Annotated in this window: 3 protein-coding genes; 1 reads left to right on the top strand and 2 read right to left on the bottom strand. The window is 70.4% G+C overall.

The features are described from left to right. The first annotated feature begins 732 nt into the window (after positions 1-732). On the top strand, positions 733-3,522 hold the full coding sequence (locus AC08OO_RS05155) for a non-ribosomal peptide synthetase (RefSeq protein WP_476609785.1): 2,790 nt from the start codon (positions 733-735) through the stop codon (positions 3,520-3,522). Between the two features lie 27 nt (positions 3,523-3,549). Here the strand turns inward: AC08OO_RS05155 and AC08OO_RS05160 are convergent, their stop codons facing one another. Then, positions 3,550-4,281 carry a DUF4230 domain-containing protein gene (locus AC08OO_RS05160; protein ID WP_476609786.1) on the bottom strand — a complete coding sequence of 244 codons (732 nt, stop codon included), beginning with the start codon at positions 4,279-4,281 and terminating at the stop codon, positions 3,550-3,552. 46 nt (positions 4,282-4,327) lie between these two features. Further along, a partial coding sequence (locus AC08OO_RS05165) for a PP2C family protein-serine/threonine phosphatase (RefSeq protein WP_476618278.1) occupies positions 4,328-5,721 on the bottom strand: 1,394 nt, incomplete at its 5' end.

Genomic DNA, 5,721 nt, shown 5'->3' on the forward strand with positions numbered 1-5,721 from the left:
GCCGGGCGGTGGGGCGGTGGGGCCTCGGCTCCGGCCCGCCGCGGCGGGCCGGATCGCTCGGAGCGAGAAGCCGGCGATCGTGCGGCCGCGAGCCGCCGTGACACCGTGACACCGGGCCGCCGTGACACCGGGCCGCCGTGACACCGGGCCGCCGTGACACCGGGCCACCGGGCCGCCGTGACACCGGGCCACCGGGCCGCCGTGACGCCGCGGAATGGCGGCACCGGATCCGGGCACCATCAGCCGAACCGCCGACCCGGGATCAAATTAGTCCGGGATCACGGCAAATCGTTTGCGCCGTACATACCCGAAGCCCGATTACCACCGACAAACTACCCCTTGAGTGAGGGTTACCGGGAGTGACCACAAGATAGCCACAGCACCGTGGTATAAAGTCGCACGCGCCATACCGGACTGCGTGTTGGGGAGGCTGTTCGTGTACCACGAGCGAACGGTTGCAGCACCGTACGAGGCAGCACCGTACGAGATTGTTGGACGGAGTTACCACAAACGGCCCGTCCCATCGCGCAGCCGCCCGGCACCGGCCCCGGCCCCGGCGCATCCGTGACCATACGGGATTCGAGGCCCGCCCCCCGATCAGGGGTAACCAGCCGCACCCGGTTGACGAGATGAGGACCGGCGAGGATACAAGATCATCGTCATCCGCTGTAAGCCGATGACGCCGAGAGAGGACAGGACGAGGGAGTGGCTTTGAACGAAAGCGGTCGGCGCGTGTCCCTTGCGGTCGCGACGCCTGAAGGTGGCGCGTTCTTCCCGGCGTTGCACTTCGACGACCTGCCGGCCTCGGTGGTCAGCCGGTTCCGGGAGGTCGCCACGCACCTGCCCGATACACCCGCGCTGGTCTCGCCCGGCGTCGTCATGACCTTCGCCGAGGCTGATCGCCGGACCGATGACATCGCGATGGCGGTCCTCGGCCGCCTCGACGCGAACGAGGACGGTCCGGTCGCGACCCTGCTGCCGCACAGCGTGGCCGGCCTGCTGGGCGTGCTGGGCGTCCTGAAAACCGGACGCCCGGTCGTCCCGCTGGATCCGATGGTGCCCGCCGAGCGGATGGCGCAGATCGTTCGGCAGGCCGGCTGCGTGGCCCTGCTGACCGACCTGGGCGACAGCTCCGTGGCCCGCTCGACGGTGGGCCTGCAGCCGGTGGGGACCAACGGTTCGAAAGCCACGTCCGAATCCAGCATGAATCCGGACGCCCTGCTCACCGCGCTGGCCGGGGGTGGCCCCCGCCACGTCCTGGACCTCGCCACGGCTGCCGCGGACGGCGCCCGGTGGATCGCGGCAAACGGCGCGGACGCGGTCTGGTGGCCGCAGCCGCTGGTCGACGATCCGGCCTGCATCGTGTTCACCTCCGGTTCGACCGGCGCACCCAAGGGCGTGGTGTGGACCAACGGCACGTTCCTGTGCGACGCCTACGCCGGCGCCGAACGTCTCGGTTTCGCGCCGGGCGACCGGCTGGCCCTCGTGCTGCCGTACTCGTTCGCCGCCGGCATCACCGTGGTGGTGTTCGGTCTACTCAACGGGGCCGGGGTGTATGCCTATGATCCACGGGCGGCGGGCCTGAGCGGCCTCGCCGACTGGATCTCCTCGCAGCACCTGACCGCGCTGCAGACCACTCCGTCTCTGCTGCGCTCCCTCGTCGGCTCGCTCGAACCGGACCAGGTCCTCGCCGACCTGCGGATTGTGACCACGTGCGGGGAGGCCGTCTACGGACGCGACATCACGGCGCTGCGGCCGCACGTGCCACCGGCGTGTACCTACGTGAACTGGTCCGGTGCCTCCGAGATCGCATCCCTCGGCTTCTTCGAGGTCCCGCCGGGCACGCAGCCGCCCGCGGGCACGGTACCCGCAGGCCTGCCGGCGACCGGCAAGGAGGTGGTACTGCGTCGCGAGGACGGCACGCCCGCCGATCCCGGCGAGGTAGGCGACGTGGAGGTCACCTCGGCCTACCTGTCGGCCGGGTACTGGGGGAATGCGGAGATGACGACGTCCCGCTTCACCCCGCTCACCGATGGCCGGACCACCTGCCGGACCGGCGACGTCGGCCGGTTCGAACCCGACGGCACGCTGATCCTGCTCGGCCGCCGGGACGCGGCGGTGAAGATCCGTGGCTATCTCGTCGAACCGAGCGAGGTGGAGGCGGCGCTGCTGAGCTCCGCGGAGATCGCCGAGGCGGTCGTCACCGCCGTTGCGCATCCTTCGGCGCGGAACCGGCTGGTTGCCTATGTCGTGCCGGCGGTACACGGCAACACCCTGTCCCCGGTCCGAATCCGGCGGAGGCTGCGCGAGAAGCTGCCGGTCTGGATGGTCCCGACGATGATCATCCCCCTGGCAGAACTGCCCCGCAACGAACGCGGCAAGGTGGACCGGGGCGCGCTGCCGCCCCCGCCGGAGGCCCCGGCCGTCTCCGCCCGGCCGAGAACGCAGTGGGAGATCGTCGTCGCCGACATCTGGACGCGGGTTCTCGATCTCGAGGAGGTCGGCATCGGGGACGACTTCATGGAGCTCGGCGGCGACTCCCTGGCCGCGAACGAGCTGCTCACCCTGGTCGCGGAGAAGCTCGGGATCACCATGCCGTCATCGGCACTGGTCGACGCGCCGACGCTGGGCGAGTTCGCCCGCGCGCTGTCACTCGCGCAGCAGTCGGGTCCGCGACACCCCACCGTCGTCCCCCTGCGCACCACCGGCTCGCGGCCGCCGCTGTTCTGCTTCGCCGGGGCCGGCGCGCTCGCCCTCGGCTTCCACTCACTGGCCCGCCGCCTCGGCGACGACCAGCCGGTCTACGCCTTCCAGGCGCACGGGCTGGAGCGGCGGGGCGTCCCGGACTGGAGCGTCGCGCGGACCGCCCGCCGCCACCTGGAGATCATCCGCGTCCTGGCTCCCCGGGGTCCCTACCTGCTCGCCGGGCACTCGCTGGGTGGCCTGATCGCCATGGAGATCGCCCAGCAGCTCGCCGCCGCGGGAGAAGAGGTCGGTTTCCTGTCCATCATGGACACCTACCTGCCGGCCTCGCTGCGGATCGAGTCGGCCGGGTCGGGCGGCACCGCCGGGTCGGACGGAGCCACCGGGTCGTCGAAGGCAGCCGAGGACCACGCGCGCGGTTACCGCGGCCGGCTGGCGCGGTTCACCCAGAAGCTGCTACCCGAACAGCGGGCGAACTTCACCAGCAAGGCGACCCTCAAGAAAATGGTGCAGATTCCGCTCACCGGGGTCGTACAGTTCGGCGGGCTGGAGCAGTTCGACGTCTTCTTCAACCACGGGCGGCTTCTCGAACGTTTCTACCGACCGCGGCCATGGCCCGGCCGGACCCTCGTGTACCGATCGGCGGAGAATCCGGACCAGGAGGACGCATGGTCGGCATTCCTCACCGGGAGCCATGACACCCATTTCGTTCCCTGTGAGCATTTCTACCTGCTCCGCGAACCGCACATCATCAAGATCTCGGAGCATTTCCGGGCCGAGATCGACCGGGTGGTCGCCGGGCTGGCGAAGACAGGCTGACTGCGACGGACTGAGCACTCCGTTCGCCTAGCGGCGGTCGGCTGCGTAGGTCACCCTGACGTCGGTAAAGCCCAGCGCGCCGAGTAGACCGCGCAGCATGGCGGTGGTGTTCTTCCTGCCCAGGTCGAGCACCTGACCGTCCGTCTTCGCCGCGTCGGTCATCCGCGCCGACGCGGTCCGGTAGAGCTCCTGGTCGGTGCCGACCCCACCGAACAACCCGCCGACGCGGTTCAGCGCGCCGCGCTGGCGGGCCACCACGTAGCTGTGGTCGAGATCCAGCTCGGGCCTGGACAGCGTCGGGTTCGGCAACTCGATGGTGACCACACGACGGTCCGGGGAGACGGTGACCGCGTCCTTGCCGAGCGCACCAAAATTGATCACCGAGTCGACGGTACCGACCCCGACGAACAGGGTGCGCTCGCCGCGCAGCACATCAGGGATCCACTTGCTGTCCTTCTCGAGGTCGACCACCACCTCGAAGTGGGCGCTGGCGGCGTGATAGTCGCTCAGCTCTTCCAGGGAACGCAGCACCGCCGGGGAACTGCGGTCGACCGTCCTCTCCTCGAACGGGTTCGGCAGGCTCGGCCGCCATCCCGCCACCAGGGCGATGCCGGCGAGGACGAGCACGATGACAGCGACGACGGCGACGGCGACGGCGACGATCAACCGCAGTGGGCTGAGTCGGGACGACGGAGACCGCAGAGATCGCGGAGACCGGGTCGAGCGGGTGGGCCGGTCCAGGCCGGACTCGTCGTTCATGGGCGTCTTCTACCCGAAATGGCCGGCAACCACGCCGATGTCGGCGCTATGACTCTCCGGGCGCGATCGTGGAGCCACGCTGGGCGGTACGGGCGAGGATGATCGCCGTACGGTCGTCGCCCTGCCGCCCGGGCGCGTACCGGCGAACCGCGTCGAAGGCGTCGTCGAGCAGCGCCACCGGCGTGCGCGTGGGATCGCGCAGGATCTCGGCGATCAGCCGGTGCAGCCCGAACTGCCGCCCGGCCTCGTCACGCGCCTCCACCAGTCCGTCGGTGTAGGCGAAGAGCACGTCGCCCGGTTCGAGCCGCAGCGTCTGGATTCCCCACGCCCCGGGCTCCGCGAGCAGGCTCGACATCAACGGGCCCGTCGGAGGCAGCCGAACGACCTGCGCCGTTTCCAGCCGGGAACCGACGATGGAACCGGCTCCCGGCACCCGACCGGACCCGGGGCCGGCACCGTTCGCCCCATTCCCCGGCCCGCAGGCCGATCCAACAGCCTGCGCGGATCCAACAGCAGCCGCCATGATGGATCCGCCCGCCCCGTCACCGGGGCCGCATCCCGGCCGGGCGGGATCGCGGGGTCCGACCAGGTGAGCGGTCGGAGCGGGTATCTGCGGTGAGGATGCCTCACCGGGAAGCACCGCGTCCGCAGGTACCTTGCCTGCGGGCAGCTCACCCACCCACACCTCGCCCACGGGCGACTCGCCCGCCGACGCCATGTTCCCGGGGTTCCCGGGCACCGCCCGGCGCAGCAGTAGCACGTCGGGATGACCGGCGTTGACGTAGTACAGGTCCCCGGTCCGCGGGTCGACGACGGCAATGATCGCGGTCGCGAACATCTCTTCGATCTCGCCGAGGTTGTCCACCGTCCACTCCAGGGCCCGACCGGGATCGATCTCCGTCGACAGAGCCGCGTCGAGCAGTTGCTTGAGCCGCAACGCGAAGACCCCGGCCGCGGCTCCATGACCGGAGACGTCACCGACCACGACGGCGACCCGCCCGTCGGGCAGCTCGAAGGCGTCGTACCAGTCCCCGGCAAGTTCGCCCTCGGCCGGATCGACCCGGCCGTGCAGGACCAGGCCGCGGGCCCGCAGGAGCGAGGGCGTGAGCGCGTCCCGCAATGCGATCACGGCGGGTCCCTGCTGGGCCAGGGCTTCCCACGACCGCTCGTTCTGGCGGACAAGCCGCACCAGCTGGGCGCGCATCGTCTCGACGTCGGCGGCCAGCTCCACGATCTCCTTGGGGCCGACGGAGGGGATCCGGGTGTCGTAGCGACCGGCGGCCACCGCGTTGACGGATCGCTGCAACGCTCCGATCGGGCGGAGCAGCCATCGCCGCGAGATGATCATAATGGTTAGCAGGAAGCCGAGGATGACGAACATCGCGCTGGCCAGCGAGCTCAGCAGCAGCACGGAGGCACTCTCCACCCGCCCGGACGCCT

This window comes from Frankia sp. CeCAU1 (assembly GCF_977971845.1).